This is a genomic window from Rhodococcus sp. IEGM 1305, from assembly GCF_030058635.1.
Lineage (GTDB): Bacteria > Actinomycetota > Actinomycetes > Mycobacteriales > Mycobacteriaceae > Rhodococcus_F > Rhodococcus_F opacus_D.
In genome coordinates this window covers 81,730-100,173 of sequence record NZ_JASHKX010000007.1, presented here as the reverse complement: position 1 = coordinate 100,173, position 18,444 = coordinate 81,730, and the positions used below count along the sequence as shown (strand labels likewise).

General features: G+C 69.7%; 14 protein-coding genes. 11 read left to right on the top strand and 3 right to left on the bottom strand.

Going from position 1 to position 18,444, the window contains the following annotated elements; all coding sequences use genetic code 11:
- Positions 1 to 13 precede the first annotated feature (13 nt).
- From QM693_RS14250 to QM693_RS14200, 11 genes are all read left to right on the top strand, one after another.
- A complete protein-coding gene (locus QM693_RS14250; RefSeq protein ID WP_005253973.1) occupies positions 14 to 292 on the top strand; it encodes a sarcosine oxidase subunit delta in 279 nt (92 codons plus the stop codon).
- Positions 289 to 3,147 (top strand): 2Fe-2S iron-sulfur cluster-binding protein, encoded by a 2,859-nt coding sequence (locus tag QM693_RS14245; protein ID WP_283352646.1) that lies wholly within the window; start codon positions 289 to 291, stop codon positions 3,145 to 3,147. Before QM693_RS14250 ends, QM693_RS14245 begins: the two co-directional genes overlap by 4 nt.
- The gene (locus QM693_RS14240; RefSeq protein WP_283352645.1) at positions 3,140 to 3,733 is read left to right on the top strand and encodes a sarcosine oxidase subunit gamma; all 594 of its coding nucleotides are present in this window, start codon (positions 3,140 to 3,142) and stop codon (positions 3,731 to 3,733) included. The genes QM693_RS14245 and QM693_RS14240 overlap by 8 nt, the downstream gene beginning before the upstream one ends.
- Positions 3,734 to 3,809: 76 nt before the next feature.
- The gene (folP, locus tag QM693_RS14235; protein ID WP_283352644.1) at positions 3,810 to 4,709 is read left to right on the top strand and encodes a dihydropteroate synthase; all 900 of its coding nucleotides are present in this window, start codon (positions 3,810 to 3,812) and stop codon (positions 4,707 to 4,709) included.
- Positions 4,706 to 5,383 carry an aminotransferase class IV gene (locus tag QM693_RS14230; protein ID WP_283352643.1) on the top strand — a complete coding sequence of 226 codons (678 nt, stop codon included), beginning with the start codon at positions 4,706 to 4,708 and terminating at the stop codon, positions 5,381 to 5,383. Before folP ends, QM693_RS14230 begins: the two co-directional genes overlap by 4 nt.
- A gap of 151 nt (positions 5,384 to 5,534) precedes the next feature.
- Positions 5,535 to 5,948, top strand: coding sequence for a glycine cleavage system protein H (locus QM693_RS14225; protein ID WP_280782110.1), 414 nt, complete (start codon positions 5,535 to 5,537; stop codon positions 5,946 to 5,948).
- A 4-nt stretch (positions 5,949 to 5,952) separates the two neighbouring features.
- Positions 5,953 to 7,335: an L-serine ammonia-lyase gene (locus QM693_RS14220; protein WP_283352642.1), complete on the top strand. Its 1,383-nt coding sequence runs from the start codon at positions 5,953 to 5,955 to the stop codon at positions 7,333 to 7,335.
- A 1-nt stretch (position 7,336) separates the two neighbouring features.
- Entirely contained in the window at positions 7,337 to 8,065 is a 729-nt protein-coding gene (locus QM693_RS14215; RefSeq protein ID WP_283352641.1) for a hypothetical protein, read from the top strand.
- 338 nt (positions 8,066 to 8,403) lie between these two features.
- Positions 8,404 to 8,898: a pentapeptide repeat-containing protein gene (locus tag QM693_RS14210; protein WP_283352640.1), complete on the top strand. Its 495-nt coding sequence runs from the start codon at positions 8,404 to 8,406 to the stop codon at positions 8,896 to 8,898.
- Positions 8,899 to 9,030: 132 nt separating this feature from the next.
- A complete protein-coding gene (locus QM693_RS14205; protein ID WP_283352639.1) occupies positions 9,031 to 9,522 on the top strand; it encodes a DUF4188 domain-containing protein in 492 nt (163 codons plus the stop codon).
- A 16-nt stretch (positions 9,523 to 9,538) separates the two neighbouring features.
- The gene (locus QM693_RS14200) at positions 9,539 to 10,069 is read left to right on the top strand and encodes a DoxX family protein (protein ID WP_283352638.1); all 531 of its coding nucleotides are present in this window, start codon (positions 9,539 to 9,541) and stop codon (positions 10,067 to 10,069) included.
- On the opposite strand, the gene recD is transcribed toward QM693_RS14200, so the two are convergent.
- From recD to recC, 3 genes are read right to left on the bottom strand one after another with little or no spacing between them, the layout of a single operon-like run.
- Positions 9,987 to 11,855, bottom strand: a complete 1,869-nt coding sequence (recD, locus tag QM693_RS14195) for an exodeoxyribonuclease V subunit alpha (protein WP_283352637.1) — start codon at positions 11,853 to 11,855, stop codon at positions 9,987 to 9,989. The genes QM693_RS14200 and recD overlap by 83 nt on opposite strands.
- Positions 11,852 to 15,202, bottom strand: coding sequence for a UvrD-helicase domain-containing protein (locus QM693_RS14190; protein WP_502942638.1), 3,351 nt, complete (start codon positions 15,200 to 15,202; stop codon positions 11,852 to 11,854). Before QM693_RS14190 ends, recD begins: the two co-directional genes overlap by 4 nt.
- Positions 15,160 to 18,420 carry an exodeoxyribonuclease V subunit gamma gene (gene recC / locus QM693_RS14185; protein ID WP_283352635.1) on the bottom strand — a complete coding sequence of 1,087 codons (3,261 nt, stop codon included), beginning with the start codon at positions 18,418 to 18,420 and terminating at the stop codon, positions 15,160 to 15,162. Before recC ends, QM693_RS14190 begins: the two co-directional genes overlap by 43 nt.
- Positions 18,421 to 18,444 lie beyond the last annotated feature (24 nt).

Below are 18,444 nucleotides of genomic sequence, written 5' to 3'. Positions count from 1 at the left end.
TTCAGGAGCCACAATGCAACTCATCGAATGCCCGTGGTGCGGGTCCCGTGAGGAAACCGAGTTCCACTACGGCGGCGAAGCCCACGTCCTGTATCCGGAAGATCCCGAATCCCTGACCGACGAGCAGTGGGCGCACTTCGTGTTCTTCCGCGCGAACCCGAAAGGTCTTTTCGCGGAACGGTGGAACCACAGCGCCGGCTGCCGGCGCTGGTTCAACGCCGTACGCGACACCGCCACCTACCGATTCCACAGCGTCTACCGCTTGGACGAGCAGAAGCCGACGATATCGTGAACGCACCCTTCCGCACCCGCCAGGGCGGTCGCCTCGACCGCGACACCTCCTACACCTTCACGTTCGACGGCCGGGAACTGACCGGTCACCCCGGTGACACGCTCGGTTCGGCCCTGCTCGCGAACGGCGTCCACCAGATCACCACCAGCATCAAACTCGGCCGGCCCCGCGGCATCACCGCGGCGTGGGCGGAGGACACCGGCGGTCTCGTGCAGATCGAGGAGCCCTTCCCCGAGCCGATGCTGCTCGCCACCACCATCGAGTTGTTCGACGGCCTCGTCGCCCGCGGCATCCCCGGTCAGGGTCGGCTCGCCGAGATCGCCGATTCGGCGAAGTACGACGCCAAGCACGTCCACACCGACCTCCTCGTCGCCGGCGCCGGACCGGCCGGTCTCGCCGCCGCGCTCACGGCGGCCCGGGCGGGCGCCCGGGTGGTGCTCGTCGACGAGCAGAGCGAAGCCGGCGGCGACCTCCTCGGGTCCACGGACCTCATCGACGGCGCACCCGCCCTCGACTGGGTCGCGGCCGCGGTCGCCGAACTCGCCACCTACCCGGATGTGCTGCACCTGCAGCGCACCACCGCGTTCGGCAACTACGACGACGGCTTCGTCCTCGCGCTGCAGCGGCGCACCGACCATCTCGGTGTCGAGGCCCCCGCGGCGCTGAGCCGCCAGCGCGTCTGGCGTATCCGCGCCCGGCACATCCTCGTCGCCGCCGGCGCGCACGAGCGTCCCGTCGTCTTCACCGACAACGACCGCCCGGGCATCATGCTCGCGCACGGTGCCCGCACCTTCCTGCACCGCTACGGTGTCAAGGTCGGTGAGCAGGCCGTCGTGTTCACCACCAACGACAGCGCGTACGAGGCCGCGATCGACCTACACGACGCCGGGGTCCGGATCAACGCGATCGTCGAGGCCCGCGACGAGGCACCCGCCCGCTGGCAGCGTGAATGCGACGCGCGCGGCATCACCATCCGCACCGGGTCGGTGGTGTCCGGCACCCGCGGCAACGGCCGGATCAGTCACGCCGTCGTCGCCCAGCGCGAAAACACCGGTACCGCAGTTCCCCTCGCCTGCGACGTCCTGCTCGTCAGCGGCGGCTGGAACCCGGCCGTGCACCTGTTCTCCCAGGCCCGCGGCAAGCTCCGCTACGACGAGAGCCTCGGCGCCTTCGTGCCCGGCGAGGACCTCGACGGAGTCTCCGTCGCCGGGTCCGCGAACGGTGTGTTCGACCTGGACGGGTGCCTGCGCGACGGGCAGACCGCCGGCCAGTCGATCATGCGCGACCTCGGCTTCACCGTTCCCGATCGCACGATCGACCCGGAACCTGCACCCGCGATCGAACAGTCCACCCCGCTGGTGCTCTGGCGGGTGCGGGACGTCGCCGGTGAGGACACCCAGTTCGTCGACGTGCAGCGCGACGCGACGGTCGCCGACCTGGCCCGCGCGGTCGGCGCAGGCATGACGTCGATGGAGCACATCAAGCGCTACACGACCATCGGCACCGCGCACGATCAGGGCAAGACGTCCGGGGTGATCTCCTCCGGTATCACGGCCGAACTGCTCGGCAGGCCGATCGAGACGCTGGGCACCACCACGTTCCGGCCGCCGTACACCCCGGTCGCATTCGCCGCCCTCGCCGGCCGCAGCCGCGGCGCCCTCTTCGATCCCGAACGGGTGACGGCACTGCACGATTGGCACGTCGGCCGCGGCGCGGTGTTCGAGGACGTCGGCCAGTGGAAGCGTCCCCGCTTCTACCCCCTCCCCGGGGAGGACATGGACGCCGCGGTGCTGCGCGAATGCGCCGCCGTGCGCCGCAGCATCGGCATCCTCGACGGCTCCACCCTCGGCAAGATCGACGTCCAGGGCCCCGACGCCGGGGTGCTGCTCGACATGGTCTACACGAACATGATGAGCACCCTGAAGGTCGGCATGGTCCGCTACGGCGTCATGTGCGGGGTCGACGGCATGGTCATCGACGACGGCACCGTGATGCGCCTGGACGACGACCGGTTCCAGGTCTTCACGACCACCGGCGGCGCCGCGAAGATCCTCGACTGGATGGAGGAATGGCTGCAGACGGAGTGGCCCCACCTGAAGGTGCGGCTCACCTCGGTCACCGAACAGTGGGCCACGTTCCCCGTCGTCGGACCGCGCTCCCGCGACGTGATCGGTGAGGTCTTCCCCGACCTCGACGTCACCAACGACGCGTTCCCGTTCATGGCGTGGCGCGACACCTCCCTCGGCGGCGTCCACGTACGGGTCGCGCGGATCAGCTTCTCCGGTGAACTCGCGTTCGAGGTCAACGTCGACGGCTGGCACGCACCCGCGGTCTGGGCGCGCCTGATCGCCGCGGGCGAGAAGTTCGACATCACCCCGTACGGCACCGAGACCATGCACGTCCTGCGCGCCGAAAAGGGGTACCCGATCATCGGTCAGGACACCGACGGGACGGTCACCCCGCAGGACCTCGGGATGAGCTGGGCCGTGTCGAAGAAGAAGCGCGACTTCATCGGGAAGCGCTCCTTCACCCGGGCGGAGAACCAGAACCCGCTGCGCAAACAGTTCGTCGGACTGCTGCCCCTCGACAAGCAGACCGTGCTGCCCGAGGGCGCGCAGATCATCGAAGAGGCGCAAGGCGGCATCCTGCCGCCCCCGCCGGTGCCGATGCTCGGGCACGTCACGTCGAGCTATCTCAGCGCCGAACTCGGCCGCCCGTTCGGGCTCGCCCTCGTCAAGGGCGGCCGGGCCCGGCTCGGCGACACCCTGCACGTCCCGGTGGACGGAAACCTGGTCGCCGTCGAGGTCACCAGTTCCGTCCTCGTCGATCCCGAAGGAGCACGTCGCGATGGCTGACACCCTCGTCCCACTCAGCCCCCTGCACGGCTGGGACCAGAAATTCTCCGAACTCCCCGAGTCGGTGAGCATCGCCGAGGAACCTTTTGTCGCGATGGTCGACCTGTGGGTCGACCCGGCCGGACCGGGAGCCACGGCCGCCGCAACGGTCCTCGGGTTCGACCTCCCCACCGCGGCGTCGACGTCCGCCGGAACCGACGCCACCACCGCCGTCTGGCTCGGTCCCGAGGAGTGGCTGATCACCACGCGATCACAGTCGGCACCTGCTCTCGAGTCTGACCTGCGGGCGGCGGTGACACCCCACGGCGGCGCCGCGATCGACGTCTCCGGACAGCGAACCACCCTGCGGCTGCGCGGCACTCATGCCCGCGACGTCCTCGAGAAGGGGTGCTCACTGGATCTGCATCCGAGGGTGTACGGCCGCGGCACTGCAGCGCAGACCATGCTCGGCCTCGCGGGCGTGATCCTGATCGCGCTCGACGACGAGGGGGCCGACTACCGGATTCTCGTGCGGTCGTCGTTCGCCCGGTACCTCGCGGAGTGGTTGATCGACGCCGCCGAGGAGTTCGGCGTCGACCCGGTGTAAGCGACAGCGTCGGTCCGGTGGACGGCACGGCGTCGTCCACCGGACCGATTCCCCTTCTGGAAGGAGATGCGCCCGAATGGTTCCGTTCCCGACGCTCACCGCCACCGGCCCCGGCCGACTGCTCGAGGCTCTCGCACGCGACATTCCCCTGGTCTGCGGCATCGTCAACGTGACCCCGGATTCGTTCTCCGACGGCGGCCGATACCTCGACGCCGCCGCCGCGGTCGAACACGCCCTGTCCCTGGTAGCGGAGGGTGCCGACCTCCTCGACGTCGGCGGCGAGTCGACCCGCCCCGGGTCCCGCCCGCCGTCCGTCGCGGAGGAGATCGAGCGCGTGGTGCCGGTAGTCGCAGCCCTCGCGATGTCGACGTCGGTCCCGATCTCGGTCGACACCTCGAGACCGGACGTCATGCGCGAGGCGGTCGCCGCCGGCGCGGCGATGATCAACGACGTTCGTGCCCTCCGGCTTCCGGGGGCACTGCGGACCGCGGCCGGCCTGGACGTGCCCGTGTGCCTGATGCACATGCGGGGCGAGCCCGAAACGATGCAGACGTCGCCGGAGTACGGCGACGTCGTATCCGAGGTGCGCCGGTTCCTCGTCGACCGTGTCGGCGCCTGCCGGGGCGCGGGAATTCCGCTCGAGCACATCATGGTGGACCCGGGTTTCGGCTTCGGCAAGACCCTCGCCCACAACCTCGCGCTGTTGGCCGAGCTACGGCAGATCACCGACCTCGGTGTTCCCGTGATGGCCGGACTGTCCCGGAAGGGCATGCTGGGCACGATCACCGGTCGCGGCGTCGAGCACCGTCAGGCCGCATCGGTGGCCGCTGCCCTGATCGCCGCACAGAACGGGGCAGCCGTCCTCCGGGTGCACGACGTGGCCGCCACTGTGGACGCGGTATCCGTGCTCCGCGCGCTCGTATATCGTGGTCCCGCCAGCTTCAGTCACGCGTCGAATCGAGTCTCCGCACAGTGAACACCTCCGTGTCCGCCGCCGGTCTCGCGACGATCGGCCCTGCTGAAGCGCAGCTTGTCGAAGCTGGTGCCCAGCTGATGGAGACGATGTATCACGATCCGCGGACCGGCTTGCGGCACGTGGACCGTCACCTGCGACGTCTGGCCCGTTCGGCGGCCGTGCTCGGGTACGAGTTCGGGGAACGTGACGTCCGGCGCCACCTCGCGCAGCGGCTGTCGGGCGTCGGTCCGGCCCGGGTCCGCGTGCGCCTGCACCGCGACGGCGGGGTGGACGTCGACGTCTTCGGGCCGCCGGTCGCACCCGCGTCGGTGTCTCTCGTGCTCGACGACGAGCCCGTCGACTCCCGGGACGTCCTCCTCGGACACAAGTCGACGTTGCGTGAGCGATACGACCGCAGACGACACCGCCATCCCGGGGCCGACGACGTCGTGCTGGTCAACGAACTCGGGCACGTCACCGAGACCACAATCGCGAATCTCGCCGCCCGGATCGACGGCGTCTGGTGGACGCCGCCATTGGCGTCGGGGTGCCTGCCGGGTGTCGAGCGGTCGTGGCAGCTCGACCGCGGGCTGATGCGCGAACGCATACTCACGCCGCGCGATCTCCTGGCCGCCGAGGCGCTCGCCGTGACGAGCTCACTCAAAGGCGTGCTGCCCGCGACTCTCCGGCCGTAGCCGCTTCGTTTCCGGACGTTTTCCGGACCACCTCTTGACCCACCCTCACACCTGACCTACTGTTATGACACATACTGATATATCAATGTCAGACCTGTTGGATCACAGCGCGACTCCGCGACCACAACGCCCGACTGTCAAAGGAAAAGGCATGAGAGCTGGAAAGATTCCCTCGGATCGACGGTTCACGGCAACGCATAGCTGGTTGGCCCTCGCACCGGGACAGAGCTTCGCCGACTACCCACTCCGGGCCGGGGTCACGGACACCGCACTCGACGAGGTCGAGGTGGTCGGACTGGAACTTCCGGCAGTGCGCAGCACGATCGAGGCAGGCGCCCCCTGCGCCCTCGTGTGGACGTCCGCCCGGACCGTCGTCACGGTGTATGCGCCGATCAGCGGACTCGTCACGATGACGAACACCGACGCCGCCGAGAACCCGCAACTCGTCGCCGACGACCCCTTCCACCGTGGCTGGCTGTTCGCCGTCCTCCCCTCGCCGACGTCGTCCGCCTACGGACTTCTCACCCCCGCGCAATACGCGAACGAACTCAGTGAGGCGGTGTAATCCCATGACCATCAGCGTGTTCGACCTGTTCTCCGTCGGCGTCGGCCCCTCGAGTTCACACACCGTCGGACCGATGCGCGCCGCCGCACGGTTCGTCTCCGACCTCCGCGCCCTCGACGCCCTGCACGCAATGGCGGACATCCGCGTCGACCTGTACGGGTCGCTCGCAGCCACGGGAGCGGGCCACGGGACGATGTCCGCGGTGCTGCTCGGGCTCGAGGGGTACTTTCCCGAGAAGATCGAGACCGAGGAAATGGAACGACGTCTCGAGGAGATGCGCAGCACCCGGCGCATCAGGGTCGGCGGATCCCACGACGTCGCACTCGCCGAGGACGAGATCGTCCTCCATCCGCTGACCATCCTGCCGTTGCACCCGAACGGGATGAGGATCACCGCGTCCACCGCCGCCGGCGTCGAGATCCACAGCGAAACCTACTTTTCCATCGGCGGCGGCTTCGTCGTCACCGAAGCGGAGAGCGCACAGCCGCCGCGCCCCGCCACCGGCGGTCTGTCGTTCGGGTCCGCCAAGGAACTCCTCGACGTCGCGGCCCGCCACGGCTACACCATCAGTGACGTGATGCTCCAGTTCGAACGCGAAACGCGGTCGACCGTGGAGATCTACGAACGGCTCCTCCATATCCGCGACGTCATGGTGGAATGCGAGAAGCGCGGGATCGCGCGCGACGGAATTCTTCCCGGCGCCCTGCGCGTGCGCCGGCGGGCACGGGACTGGTATCTCCGCCTGGATCAGGAAGATCCGCACCGTGATCCCGCATTCGCCGAGGACTGGGTCAACCTCGTCGCCCTGGCCGTCAACGAGGAGAACGCATCCGGCGGCCGCATCGTCACCGCGCCGACCAACGGGGCCGCGGGCATCATCCCCGCGGTGCTGCACTACGCCGTTCACTACACCCCGGCCGGGAAGTCGGATCCCGACGACACCGCGATCCGCTTCCTCCTCGCCGCCGGCGCCGTCGGATCGCTGTACAAGGAACGCGCGTCGATCTCCGGAGCCGAGGTCGGCTGCCAGGGCGAGGTGGGTTCCGCGGCGTCCATGGCCGCTGCCGGGCTCGCCGAGATTCTCGGCGGCACAATCGAACAGGTGGAGAATGCCGCGGAGATCGCGATGGAACACAGCCTCGGTCTCACGTGCGATCCCATCGAAGGGCTGGTGCAGATTCCGTGCATCGAACGCAACGCGATCTCGGCGGGCAAGGCCATCAACGCCGCTCGCATGGCCCTGCGCGGCGACGGCACCCACCGGGTCAGCCTCGACCAGGTGATCGAGACGATGCGCTCGACCGGCGCAGACATGCTGTCGAAGTACAAGGAAACGTCGACCGGTGGTCTGGCCGTCAACGTCCCGGTCAACTATGTCGAGTGCTGACATGATCACCGACGAACTGCGCCTGCTCCCTGCCCGCGCCGCCCAGTTCATCCGGCGGCACCCGGTTCCGAAGCCCGGCGACTACGCGCCGGAGACCCGGCTGTCGGTGCTCGACGTCCTCGTGCACTGCGCCCCGGTCCGCGGCGACGCGTTCGTCGCGTTCCAGCTGCTGAGCCGACGTGAGCTGCCCGGCTCGTACCTTCTCCACGTCGACGTCGTGGACGACGCGCTGTCCGCCCTCGACACGTTCGCCGTGACGAAACACGAGTGCGAGCAGAGCTTCGGCCCGAACTGGCAGGACGTCATGCGACACGCCGTGGAAGCGGCAGCCCTCCTGCACGGGCACTTCGGTGCGCTGACGCGGACGAGGAGCGTCGTCGACAGCCGCCGACGGCTCGGTGCCTGGGCGTGCGCACGTGAGGCGGCCTGGGACGCGGGCCGGATCAAATCCTGGTACCGCGCCCAGGACGCCGCGTGGGAACGGCACTTCATGGACGAGGCGACAGTGCGCGAGGACGAGCAACTGTGCGCGGACATCGCGACCGCGGTGCGCGACGCGGCAGCCGCGCACGCGGTGTCCGATCTAGTGGGGCAGCACGACTTCACCAGCGCACACTTCGAGACCCTGCTCGCCCCGTGGCGGACGGCCGCCGCGCACCTGCTCCCGCGAGGCGATTACTGCGCGGCCGCGAGCACGGTGTCGACGAACGTCCGCGGCCGCTCGGGGTGACCGTTCTCCCGCAGCGCTGACAGCGTATGCACCCCTTCTATGCAGACGCACCCCTATTCGGGCACCAGAAGGGGTGCGTTTGCCGAGAAAGGGTGCGTTTGCGTCGCAGCCGTGGGATCGCGGACGCGAACGCGCCGCCCTCCCACACACGCACCCCTTCTGCGCCCACGCACCCCTTTTCGAGCCCTGGAACGGGTGCGTCTGCATAGAAGGGGTGCGTCTGCGTCTCGCGGCGCCTCGGCCGACGTGCAGGTGTCGCCATTCCCCGTGCGGCGCAGGGCGCCCGGCACTAAGTTCGGCGATGACGGTTGAGGTTCTACGCGAGGGGGCGGTCCGGCATGAGCAGGACACATTTCAGGGCTCTGACACTGGGCGCGGTCGCGCTGGCCGGGGGTGCCGCACTCAGCGCGGGCGCCGGGACGGCCACGGCGGACGTCCTCACCGAGATCAACGGCTGCAAGATCGTGGCGAATCCGAACCCCGGCGATCGCACAACCTGCCCCGGCGCCGATCTGAGGTCCGCGAATCTAGCGGGCCTGAACCTGAGCTTCGCCGACCTGTCGGGCGCGAACATGACACGGGCGAACCTGACCGGCACCAACTTCGCCGCCGCGAATCTGTCGTACGCCGACCTGAGCGACGCGAACATCACCGGCACGAACTTCACGGATTCGCAGCGCAACGCGGTAATCCTGTACAGCACGGACATCGACATCTTCGGCACGATCGTCGGGGACATGAACATCACGACCGAACCCCAATGGTCCACCGACGCCCACGAGCGCGCACTCGCCTCGGTCGTCCCGGTGACACCGACATTTCCGGCTCCGTAAACCACCCCTGACCTATTCACCCGGGCCGCGCACTGCGCGGTCCGGGTTTTCGTATGCCCGCACCCCTTGACATTGGATACCCGCACTATCCACTATTAGATAGTATCGGTATCCAACATTGGGAGGCATCCGATGACGACGATCGACCCCACCCGTTCGACGCACCACTACGACGGCGAACTGGTGGTCTTCCTGATCGGGATGACCATCAACCGACCCTGGCGACCGGACCTGTGGCTGCCCACCTTCCTCGCGATGCCGAGGATGCTGCGCGAACTGTCCGAGGACCCGGATTCGGGTCTGATGGGCTACCGCCTGACGTTCGAGGGGCGCGGCCCGACAGTGATCCAGTACTGGAACTCCGTCGACAAGCTGTACGCCTACGCCAGTGACAGCCAAGCGAAGCATCGTCCGGCGTGGGCCGCATTCAACCGGCGGGCCCGCAAGGCCCCCGGCGCGGTCGGCGTCTGGCACGAGACCTATCCGGTGGACCATGCCGAGTCCATCTACGTCGGCACGCCGGCGATGGGCCTGGCCCGCGCCACCGCACGTGTGCCCGTCACACAGAAGTTCAGCCGCGCCCGAGACCGGTTGTCCCGCAATAACAACACCCACGAACAGTGATCATTCAGGAGAAACCATGGAACCCTTGATCGCCCTCGTTGCCGTCACTCTGGCACTCCTCGTCGCAGGTGCGGCGGGTGCGCGCCGGCTCCGGCCGTGGCCCGTTGCCCTGCGGGGCGGACTCGCGGCCATGTTCACGCTGACCGGCATGGCCCATTTCGTGGGGATGCGTGCGGAACTCGTCGCCATGGTCCCACCGTCGCTGCCGAACCCCGGCCTACTGGTGACCGTGACCGGTCTGCTCGAACTGGCAGGCGCCGCGGGACTGCTGATACGACGCACTGCGCCGTGGGCGGCGGGCTGCCTCACCGCCCTGCTGATCGTGATGTTCCCGGCGAACGTGTACGCCGCCGTAGAGGGACTCTCGACGGGACCGTTCGAAGCCCTGATCCCCCGGACACTCCTGCAGGTCGTCTTCGTGTCGGCAACACTCGCCGTCGTGATCGCCTACCGGCGGAGCCGGGCTACGGAATCGCCCTCCGAAGCCCACTCGCCCGCAGCACCCGGCGTTGCACTCCCGCCCGCACTGCATCCTCGGACCCGATGATCCGCACGTGCTTTCGTGCCCGGGTGATGGCGGTGTACAGCAATTCGCGAGTCAGCAGCGACGACGCCTCGCCGGGAAGAACCACGGACACCGTGTCGTACTGGCTGCCCTGACTGCGGTGAATCGTCATCGCGTACACCGTCTGCACCGCGGACAGATGCGTCGGATGCAACAGGAATGGTTCGTTGCCCCGCACGAACGCGGCGACGAGTTCGTCGTCGTCGCGGCGCACGATCACCCCGGTGTCGCCGTTGTAGATCTTCGTTTCGTGATCATTGGCAGTCACCATCAGCGGCTGGCCCGGATACCAGCGATCCGGGTTCAGCCGCTGCCCCGTCGCCTCCCCTATCCACTCCACCGCCTGCCGCGCCCACCGCTGCACGCCGTACGGACCTTCCCGGTGCGCGCACAACAGCCGGTGCTCCTCCGAATGCCGCAGTGCAGCAAAGGCATCGCCGGATTCCGCGGCTTCGGTGACCGCGGCGGCCGTCCCCACCACGTCCGCCCGCAGTGCGTCCAGATCTTCGGGACCGTGGAACGACACCTCGGGGAAACCGCTCGACAGGATCTTCACAACCTCGTCCGGTTCACCCTTCCGCACCGCGACGGCCAGCTGAGCGATGCCGCCGCCGAACCGCCGCCCTCGGCTGAGCCGGACCACTCCGCCCCGCAACCTGTCCCGTTCCCCAGCGCTCAAGGCGGCCTCGAGCGGGTCGTCGGCCGCCTCGAGGTCGGCGCCGACGATCCTGGCGAGCACCGGATTCTCGGTTCCCGTCACCGGCCTGGCCACGAGATCGGCCAGAACCGCGCCCGCGTCGACGGACGTCAGCTGATCGGGGTCGCCGACGAGCACCAGCCGGGTGTCCGGGCGGACTGCCTCGAGGAGTCGGCACATCATCGTCAGCGACACCATCGACGTCTCGTCGACCACGATCGCGTCGTAGGGCAGGTGATTGTTCGCGTTGTAGCGGAACCGGCTGCCACGGCCGCGCTGCCAGCCCAACAGCCGGTGCAGCGTCATCGCAGTCAGGTCGGGTGGCAACCCGAGTGCGTCGGACTGCTCGCGCACCGACTCCTGCAACCGCGCCGCGGCCTTTCCGGTGGGTGCGGCGAGCGCGATCCGGAGACCCGGCCCTGGCTGCCTCGTCAGCAGCGCCAGCACCCGGGCGACGGTGTGCGTCTTGCCTGTTCCGGGTCCGCCGACCACCACCGACGTCCACTGTGTGGCGGCCACTGCGGCGGCGATTCGCTGCCGGTCCGGTGCCGGGGCCGGCTCCCCGTCATCGTTCTGGTCGCGGAACAACGCGTCCAGGCCCTCCCGCAGCGACTGCTCGTCGACGAGGGGATGCCCGACGGCGCGCTGGTCGAGCACCCGCCGGATGGTCGCTTCCTGCCGGAAGTACCGGTCGAGGTAGAGCAGCCCGCCCTCGGCCGTGTCGACGAGCCGCAGCGGTCGCAGCGGTCCCGCCGAACCACCCGTGACCAGCGGACTCCGCCGCAGTGCCTCGACGACGATGCCGTCATCCGGCCAGGGCAGTGCGTCGAGATCGACTTCGGACTCCTCGTCGACGGTCACCTCACGGATCCGCGTCAGGTCCAGGCACACCGAGCCGGACCGCACCGCGCGCACCGCCAGCGCGGTGGCCAGTACGACGTCTTCCGAGGATTCGCCGCCGAGCGCCGACAACCGCAACGCGACGTGCACGTCCGCGGCGGCGAGCACACCGGCCTCGTTGAACACCCGCAGCATCCCCTTGCCGCGCTGCGCCACCTGCACCTCGGTCATCGCGTCCCCTCGTGCTCGGAGGCCGACCCGGACAGCAGATCGGACAGCTCGGTGATCAGCGCGGCGGGCGGTGCCCAGTCGAAGACTCCGCAGCCGGGCGGGGTGTCGGGGCCGACCATTCCGCGAACGAACAGGTACTGGACGCCACCGAGGTGCACCGCCGGATCGTAGTTCGGTTGCCGCCAGCGCAGGTAGCGATGCAACGCAACGGAATACAGCAATGCCTGCAGCGGATAGTGGGCCCGCACCATCTCGGCGGCCATGCACTCGCGGGTGTAGTGCGCGGTGGTCAGGTCGCCCTGCGCGAGGCGATTGGTCTTGTAGTCGACCACGACGTATCGCGGTCCGGGCAGTCGCAGCACGGCGTCAATGCTGCCGGTGAGGTATCCGCGCAGCGGGGTCGGTTCGAGTGTCTGCACGGCGTCGGCGTACGACCGCAGCGGATCGTCGACGGGAAGGTGGGTGCGCAGCAGCTTGCCGACGCCGTCGAGCATCACGGTGAGCGAGGGTGTGTCGCCGCCGGCGAGCGGCAGTTCGAAGTCGAGCTCCGCCAGCAGGTCTGCGGGTGCGATGTCGGCGAGCGTCGTTCCGGCCCCCGCGCCGAGGGGAGTCCGCAGCACGGGCAGCAGCGCCGTCGCCAGCTGGGCGGGGTCGACGTCCGACAGCGTCGACGCGATCACGTCACGGCAGCAACGCAGCACTTCTTCGCCCAGATCGGGTGCGGCGGTGTCGACGATCTCGAAGACCGCGTGGACGAGCGTGCCGAACGTCGCGCCGCCGGGCAGTTCGTTCATCGTCGACGGCACCCCCGAAGTCACGTCGGCCGGCGCCTGCAACGGAGGTTCGTCCGGTTCGTCCGTCTTCTCCTCGACCTCGGCCTCACTGCCCACCGCGGGCGCGTCGTGCGCAGACGCTGTCAACGCCGAATACGACGTGCGACGCCACCGCGTGTCGAGCAGCCGCCGGAAGCGGGCGGCTTCCAGGTCTCCGCTGGGCTCACGCTGTGGTGTCCATCCGACCCGCACGATCGGGTCGGAACCCACCGCCTCGACGGTCACCGTCTCCGGAGCTGCCGTACCCCACGCGGACAACCGTTCCGCGACAACCGGATCCTCGGGGACGGTGACCTTCTGCGGGACCTCCCGCTGCCCGGGCTGCCGTCCCAGGATCATCCGGTGCAACGGCGCGCCCGCGGTCGTGAACGCCGGTGCCCACCACACCACGAGCCCGCACATCGCCCGGGTCACCGCGACGTACAGCAGCCGCAACTCCTCCCCTGCCTCTTCCGCGTCGTGCCGGTTCCTGCGCTCCGCGTAGCCGGGACTGCCCGGACCACCGACGTCGAGGATGCGTCGTCCGTCGTCGTCGTGCAGCAGCAGTTTGCTCGGCTTCGAGATCTTCGCGGCGTCCCAGGCGTACGGCAGGTACACGAGCGGGAATTCGAGGCCCTTGCTGGCGTGGACGGTCGCGATCTGCACCGCCGCGGCGTCGCTGTCGAGTCTTCGGCTGCGGTCCACCCCACCCGAGGACGGATCCTTCATCCGTTCGGTGAGCCAGCGGGTGACGGCCGTCAGACCGAGCGACTGCTCGACGGCGGCACCGTTGAGCAACTGCGCCACGTGCCGGAGATCGGTCAGTGCCCGCTCACCCGCTGCCACCCGTAGCAGTCTCGCCTCCAGTGCGGCGACCGCGGACAGTCTTTCGAACAGCGCCGCGAAACCGGACTGCGCGAACACCGCGCCGAGCTCGCGGAGCTGCCCGCCGACCTCGGCGACGATGTCGTCGCCGCGAGCGTCGAGTTCCTCGGCCGTGTGCCCGAGCAGCGGGGTCAGCGCGGCCAGCCGCACCCGGTCTGAACGATGCGGTTGCTCGATGGCCTGCAGGATCCAGAGCCAGTGCTGCGCAGCCGGAGTGGTGAAGACACTGGCCCCACCGGCGAGCACGGACGGCACACCCGCCCGGTCGAGGGCGTCGTGGACCAGTGTGATCTGCGCGTTGGTGCGCACCAGGACGGCGATGTCGCCGGGTTCGACGAGCCGGGCGCTCCCCCCGACGTCGAGTGTCGCGCCGCCGTCGAGGAGAGCGACGATGTCGGCGGCGAGGTCGGCCGCGATCCGCTTCCGGAGCGGCCCGACCGCGGGGTATCCCGACTTGTTGATCGGCCCGGCGCCGGTCCTCGGCAGATACCGCAGCCGCAGCGGCACGGCACCCGTCAGACGCGACTTCGGTCTCGCACCGTCGACGCGGTGCACCACGATCTCGGGATGCCCGAGCGCGGCCCCGCCGTGCAGATATTCGAGCCCGTCGAGGAGTTCCTGATCGCTGCGCCAGTTGGTGGTCAACTCCTGGTGACGGTCCGCCGACCGCACCGCGTCCAGATAGCTGAGCACCTCCGCCCCGCGGAACGCGTAGATGGCCTGCTTCGGATCGCCGACGAGCACCAGCGTTCCGCTGCCGTGGAACGTGCGGCGCAGAATGTCCCATTGGAGCGGGTCGGTGTCCTGGAACTCGTCGACGAGCACCACGCCGTAGCGTTCGCGGACTCGCCGGCAGGCCGCCGCACCGTGCTCGGGATCACTGAGGACGCGGTGGAGCAGCATCGGGAGATCGTCGAAGTCACGCAGACCCACTGCGCGTTTGCGCCGTTCGACTTCGGCGCGCACCGCCTCGGCGAACGCCACCCGGTCCCCGGCCGGGGTGCCCCGCGCATCTTCCGGGGCAAGCACGGCCTGTGGGTCGAAGATGGCGGCCCGGGCGGCCGCGGTGGCCTCCGCCGGCGTGAACGGCGCCGACTCGACGCGACTGTAGGCCCGCAGGTACAGGTCGGCGATCACCTCCGTCGTGAGGTCGTCGGCGGCCTCGACCAGCACGGTGTCGGGGTCGCGTTCGCCCGCGATGCCGAGCCCGTCGAGCATGCGCTGGCAGAAGCTGTGGGTGGTGACGATGGTGGCGGCGTCGAAGTCCGACAGTGCCTGCAGCAGGCGCCGGCGCCGTAGCGTCACCTCGTCGGTGTCGGCTTCGGCGAGATGCCGGATCAGTTGATCCGCGCTCAGCCGTGCCGCTGCCGGATCGGCCAATGCGGCTGCAGCGGAACCGAATCGTTCACGGGTGCGTTCCCGCAGCTCCTGCGTGGCCGCCCGGCTGAACGTCACCAGCAACAGCTGGGACAGGTCCACGCCTCCCTCGGCGACGAAGCGGGCGGCCAGACCGACGATCGCGTACGTCTTGCCGGTTCCGGCGCTCGCCTCGAGCACCGTCGTACCCTCCGGCAGCGGACCGAGGAGGTCGAAGCCTCGCGCGCCGGTCACGGCTGCGCCAACGTCTCGGCGGCGAGCAGCGGCGCCCACAGTTGCCGGGCGTAATTCTCGATGGTCACCGTGTCGCCGAGGACGTCGAGCCCGGGCGAAACCCCGTACACGTACGTGATGTGCCGGTCGCGTGAGTCACCGAAGTCACTGCTCCATTCCTTCCGGGCCGCCTCGATCGCGTCCTCCATGCTGCTGCCACCGTGGCGTCGTTCGGCATAGGCCGCCGACGCGCCCGTGGCGATCGGCAACGGCGCGTGCAACCCCAGATCGCGCAGTTCGACGAGTCGCACCAACTCCTCCAGTGCGTTTTCGGGTGCGGTGAGGGTCGAGCGCCACGCCGGACGGCTGTACGCGCCGCGGCCGGTCGTCACGGCAGTCCACTCGGTCTCGTTGTCGGACGCCGCGACCGCCAGCAACTGCGCCCAGGCTGCGAGGCGGTGTTTCGGCCCCAACTTCGAATACGTGGTGCTCGCGATCACCGACCCGTGCACCCCGCCGACGGTGCCGGTGAGGCGCCGTCCGGAGCCGAGATCGACATCGGCGTCCACGGTTTCCGCCCGCCCGACGTGCACGGACCCGCTGACGGCGACGAGCGACTCGACCGCGTGCTCGATTCCACCGAGCACCGACTCCCCCAGCTTGAACGGCGGCAACGTCCCGCGGCGCCACTCCGCGGCGCGGAAGTCGGCCAGTTCGACTCCCGTCAGCCTCGCGACGAGCATCCTCTGGCCGAGATCCCACCGGGCCAGCGGATCGGGCGACACCTCCAGTGCGTCGGCGAGGTCCTCGTCCACGTCGGGGACCCGCAACCCGAGCCGTTGCCGCAGAAACGCCTGCGTCGGGTGCACCAGGAACGCGATGAGGTCCGCGAGATCGACGTCCCCCAGCGGCGGCGGCACCAGCGGTGCCGGCAGGAATGCGGGCTCCGGTTCGGGCGGATGCTGCGCGGCGCGGGCACCGGCCAGCGCCGCCCGATCGAAGCTGAACGGGTGCCCGGGCCGGAAGTTGCGTGCATCGAACGGCTGCAACGGATGCCGGGTCACGATGCCGGGGACGGCATCGCTCCCGACGGTGGCCGCCACTGCGTCGAGCAGCTCGGACAGCGGGATCGCCGGCGGCCGGGACATGCCGGTGACGGGGTCGGCGCCCGTATAGAACAGCAGCAGTTTCTCACTCGCCGACATCACGGCGTCGAGCAGCAACTGCCGGTCCTCGCTGCGCGGATCACGTTCGCCGAGAAGCGGATTACGGGCCAGCACGTCGTCGCCGTCCACGCTCACCCCGCGCGGGAACACTTCGTCGTCGAGGCCGAGGAGAACGACGACGCGGTGCGGCACCGACCGCATCGGCACCATGGTGCACACCGTCAGCTCGCCGGTGCGGAAGTTCGCGCGGGTGGGGCGGCCCGCGAGCCGGGTGGCCAGCATGGCGCGCACGTCCGACAGTCGCAGGACCGCGTCGCCGCCGTGCTCCATCGCCGCCCCGAGTTCTCGTCGCGCCTGCGCGAGTTGCCACGTGTCGGCGGCGCTGACGTCGACGAGGAGGTCGAGTGCCCGGGTGAGCGCGCTCGACCAGTCCGCGACCGACTGCGGACCGCCGAGCCCGCGCAGCGCGACGTCGAGCCGGTCGACGAATTCGGCCAGCCGCCCGGTGAGGTCGATGTCGTTGCTGTCGACGTCGTCGAGCGGCAGCGCCAGGGCGAGCCATTCGCCTTCGGACTCGTCGGCCGCGGCGCCGAGCAGGATGCGGTCGAGCGCGGTGGTGAACGTGTTCTGCGGGAAGTCGCCGAGACCGAATGCGGCGCGCTGCCGCGGACCGATACCCCAGCGGGCGCCCGTCGCGGTCGCCCACTCCCGGATCCGTTCGAGGTCGTCGTCGCCGAACCGGAACCGCCTGCGTACCGGCGCGGCCGCCGACAGGTCGAGGACCTGACTCGCCGTCACCCTCGCGTCGGCGAGTTCGAGGAGAGTCGACACCACGGCGAGAACCGGATTGGTCTGGTGCAGGGCACGATCCGCAAGGCGGACCCGGAGGCGATGGCCGGGATGCCCGAGCACGTCCTGCCCGAACGCGGCCCGGATCAGCGGGGCGTACGACTCGACGTCGGGGCACATGACGAGCACGTCACGCGGTTCTAGAGTCGGATCGTCCTCGAAGAGATGCAGGAGGCATTCGCGCAGGACCTCCACCTGGCGGGCCGGTCCGTGACAGGCGTGAACCTGGACGGACGCGTCGGCCGTGCACTCGGCGAGCGCGGGCGCCCGGTCGTCCCGGACATCCGCCTGCAGGCACCCCAGCAGGGAGTCGCGGGGCGCAGGCCCCTCGTGGTGGAGGTCGTCGACGTCGAGGCGGGTCAGCCTCGACTCGAGTTCGCGGACGTCCCGCGCCAGGCTCGACAGCAGCGGGTGGGCGACGGACAGCGCGCTGTGGTCGTCGGCGCGTGCGAGAACACTGTCTGCCGTCGACAACGACGACCACATGGCCGGACTCGGATGCGGAAGCCACAGGTGCACATCACGATTGATGGCGAGGGCGGCGAGGACGGCGATCTGATCGGTGGCGAGGCGCGTCGGACCGAACAGCGACAGTCGGGCGGGGAGTTCGACGAGGTCCGGTTCCGCTCGCAGCCAGGCGCAGGCGGAGTCGAGCCGCTCGGCGGGAGCGGGGCTGCCGATCTTCTCGCGCAGCCGCCGCCACAGTTCGGCCTGCCAGAGAAGGTCGTCGTCGAGTGGACCACCCGCACCGTCGGTGTCGCGGCCACCGGCCCAGTCGACCAGCATCGCCGGCCGCTGTGCGGCGTAACTGCGGAACAGATCGGTCAGGTGGGACGCGGTCGCGTAGCGCCGGCCCGGCCGGTGATCGTCCGGGTCGCGGTCCGGGACACCGTGCCCGAGGTGTTTCGCGAGGACGGCACACCAGGGCTCACCGAGACAGTCGTCGACGACGCCGAGCAACGCCCACAGCACCCGGGACGAGTTCCATGGGTCGTCGTCGGCGGACACCCCGGTGGCGGCGGCGAGGCACTCGTCGACGAGCCGGGTCGGGGACGGGAAGTCGATGTTGGCGGCCACCCCGTCGCCGACGTCGGGCCGGGCACCGAGCGCGGTCGAGAGTCGCTGGGTGAGCCAGCGCTCCACCCCCTTCGCCGGGACGGCGACGACCTCCCGGGCGAACGGATCGGACAGCGGGGTCGCGAGCACGTCGCCGAGAGCCGACGCGAGAGTGGTGGAACGCTCGGCGCGATGCAGTACGAGCACGTGGCCTCCCTTCGCTCCCCAACT

Coding starts and splice junctions, on each gene's coding strand:
- QM693_RS14240 (WP_283352645.1), top strand. CDS start 3,140: ATGGCTGACACCCTCGTCCCACTCAGCCCCCTGCACGGCTGGGACCAG.
- QM693_RS14205 (WP_283352639.1), top strand. CDS start 9,031: ATGACGACGATCGACCCCACCCGTTCGACGCACCACTACGACGGCGAA.
- QM693_RS14215 (WP_283352641.1), top strand. CDS start 7,337: ATGATCACCGACGAACTGCGCCTGCTCCCTGCCCGCGCCGCCCAGTTC.
- QM693_RS14200 (WP_283352638.1), top strand. CDS start 9,539: ATGGAACCCTTGATCGCCCTCGTTGCCGTCACTCTGGCACTCCTCGTC.
- QM693_RS14220 (WP_283352642.1), top strand. CDS start 5,953: ATGACCATCAGCGTGTTCGACCTGTTCTCCGTCGGCGTCGGCCCCTCG.
- QM693_RS14225 (WP_280782110.1), top strand. CDS start 5,535: ATGAGAGCTGGAAAGATTCCCTCGGATCGACGGTTCACGGCAACGCAT.
- folP (WP_283352644.1), top strand. CDS start 3,810: ATGGTTCCGTTCCCGACGCTCACCGCCACCGGCCCCGGCCGACTGCTC.
- recD (WP_283352637.1), bottom strand. CDS start 11,855: ATGACCGAGGTGCAGGTGGCGCAGCGCGGCAAGGGGATGCTGCGGGTG.
- QM693_RS14250 (WP_005253973.1), top strand. CDS start 14: ATGCAACTCATCGAATGCCCGTGGTGCGGGTCCCGTGAGGAAACCGAG.
- QM693_RS14210 (WP_283352640.1), top strand. CDS start 8,404: ATGAGCAGGACACATTTCAGGGCTCTGACACTGGGCGCGGTCGCGCTG.